This window comes from Microcystis sp. M53598_WE2 (assembly GCF_030067735.1).
Taxonomy (GTDB): Bacteria; Cyanobacteriota; Cyanobacteriia; order Cyanobacteriales; family Microcystaceae; genus Microcystis; species Microcystis aeruginosa.
The window spans coordinates 1-2,017 of sequence record NZ_JASJFE010000438.1; the positions used below are offsets into that span (position 1 = coordinate 1).

1 protein-coding gene is annotated in these 2,017 nt (G+C 44.9%); it reads right to left on the reverse strand.

The genetic code is table 11. The features are described 5' to 3' along the window. Positions 1-2,017, reverse strand: a 2,017-nt coding sequence (locus PX636_RS09230; protein ID WP_288116851.1) for a WD40 repeat domain-containing protein, incomplete at both ends; no start/stop codon positions are given.

Consider the following 2,017-nt stretch of genomic DNA (forward strand, 5'->3'; position numbering starts at 1 on the left):
GCTCACCAAAGTCTTGCCGTTGGGACTAAAATTAACGCTTCTGACACGATGATGCCCCTGGAAGCCATGGAAGGTGGGGATTTCCTTGCCTGTTTTTACATTCCAGAGTTTGATAGTCCCGTCCCAACTACCGCTCACCAAAGTCTTGCCGTCGGGACTAAAATTAACGCTTCTGACAAGGCCATTATGCCCATAGAAGGTGTGGAGTTTTTCGCCTGTTTTTACATCCCAGAGTATGATAGTTTTGTCATCACTACCGCTCACCAAAGTATTGCCGTCGGGACTAAAATTAACGCTTCTGACAGGACCATCATGCCCCTTGAGGGTGAGGATTTCTTCGCCTGTTTTTACATCCCAGAGCTTGATAGTCTCGTCATCACTACTGCTCACCAAAGTATTGCCCTCGGGACTAAAATTAACGCTATTGACAAGGTCATCATGCCCCTTGAGGGTTTGGACTATTTCTACATTCCAGAGTTTGATAGTCCCGTCATCACTACCGCTCACCAAAGTCTTGCCCTCGTCAGGACTAAAATTAACGCTCCAGACAGGGCCTTCATGCCCCTTGAGGGTGAGGATTTCTTGGCCTGTTGACTCATTCCAGAGTTTGATGGTGTTGTCCCAACTACCGCTCACCAAAGTCTTGCCGTCGCGACTAAAATTAACGCTTCTGACACGGCTATTATGCCCCTTGAGGGTGCGGATTTCTTGGGGTTTTTCTACATTCCAGAGTTTGATAGTCTTGTCACCACTACCGCTCACCAAAGTCTTGCCGTCGGGACTAAAATTAACGCTATAGACAGGGCCACCATGCCCCTCGAAGGTGTGGAGTTTTTCGCCTGTTTCTACATCCCAGAGTTTGATAGTTTTGTCATCACTACCGCTCACCAAAGTCTTGCCGTCGGGACTAAAATTAACGCTATAGACAGGGCCACCATGCCCCTTGAGGGTACGGATTTCTTTGCCTGTTTCTACATTCCAGATTTTGATAGTTTTGATAGTTTTGTCATCACTACCGCTTACCAAAGTCTTGCCGTCAGGACTAAAATTAACGCTATAGACAGGGCCATTATGCCCCTTGAGGGTGTGGAGTTTTTGGCCTGTTTCTACATTCCAGAGTATGATAGTGTTGTCATCACTACCGCTCACCAAAGTATTGCCGTCAGGACTAAAATTAACGCTATGGACATATCTACCATGCCCTTCTAAGCGATTGCGTTCACTTTTGCGGTTGAGAAGTTCCTGTAAGGCATTCGTCACCTTCGTGTCGGATGCCTGCTGCTTTTGTAGGGTTTTTCCTGCTTTAATTGCTTCAACGAAAGCCTCTAATTCTTTTCCTCTATCAAACAAAGACAAGGAAGAAAACCCGCGAGCATTTGCCAGATTGAGTTCCGCTTGTTGTGTTTGTTTCCAAGCCATTAAACCCAATCCCGTACTAATCACCACCGCCACCAAAGAACCCGCCGCAATCCCCCAAGCGGTTCTAATTTTTTCGTTTTTTTGTCGTTCAGCTTGAGTAACACTCGCCTTAATAAACTCTATCGCCACAGTATCTAAATTAGGCAGAGAATTATTCTTTTGAAACTCAACAATTTTAGCCAACTTAGAACCTCCCCAAAGCTCACTACTCGCTTTTACTGCATCTTGCTTCTGTAAATCATCCCACTGTTTAGCATCAGCATATAAACGACTTCTCAGAACAATTATCTCCTCTTTTTCTCGAATTAAATCCTGTAACACTTGCCAACACCGCAACAATTCTTCATGTGCCACCTCAACCGTTGCTTTCCCGTCTTCTCCCTTACTCACCAAAAGACGATTATCTATCAATTGATAGAGAACCTCCCTTTGCATTTCCTCCTGTTCAAAACTCGATTTATCCGCCCTTCTGCTAACCGCTTCTTTCCCTTCTAAACTAATTAACTCTAGAAAAATTTCCTCTGCTGCTTTCCGTTGCTGTTCATTAAATTGACTATAAATTTTATCCGCTTGTTTTTCTAGCGCACCCGTTACCCCA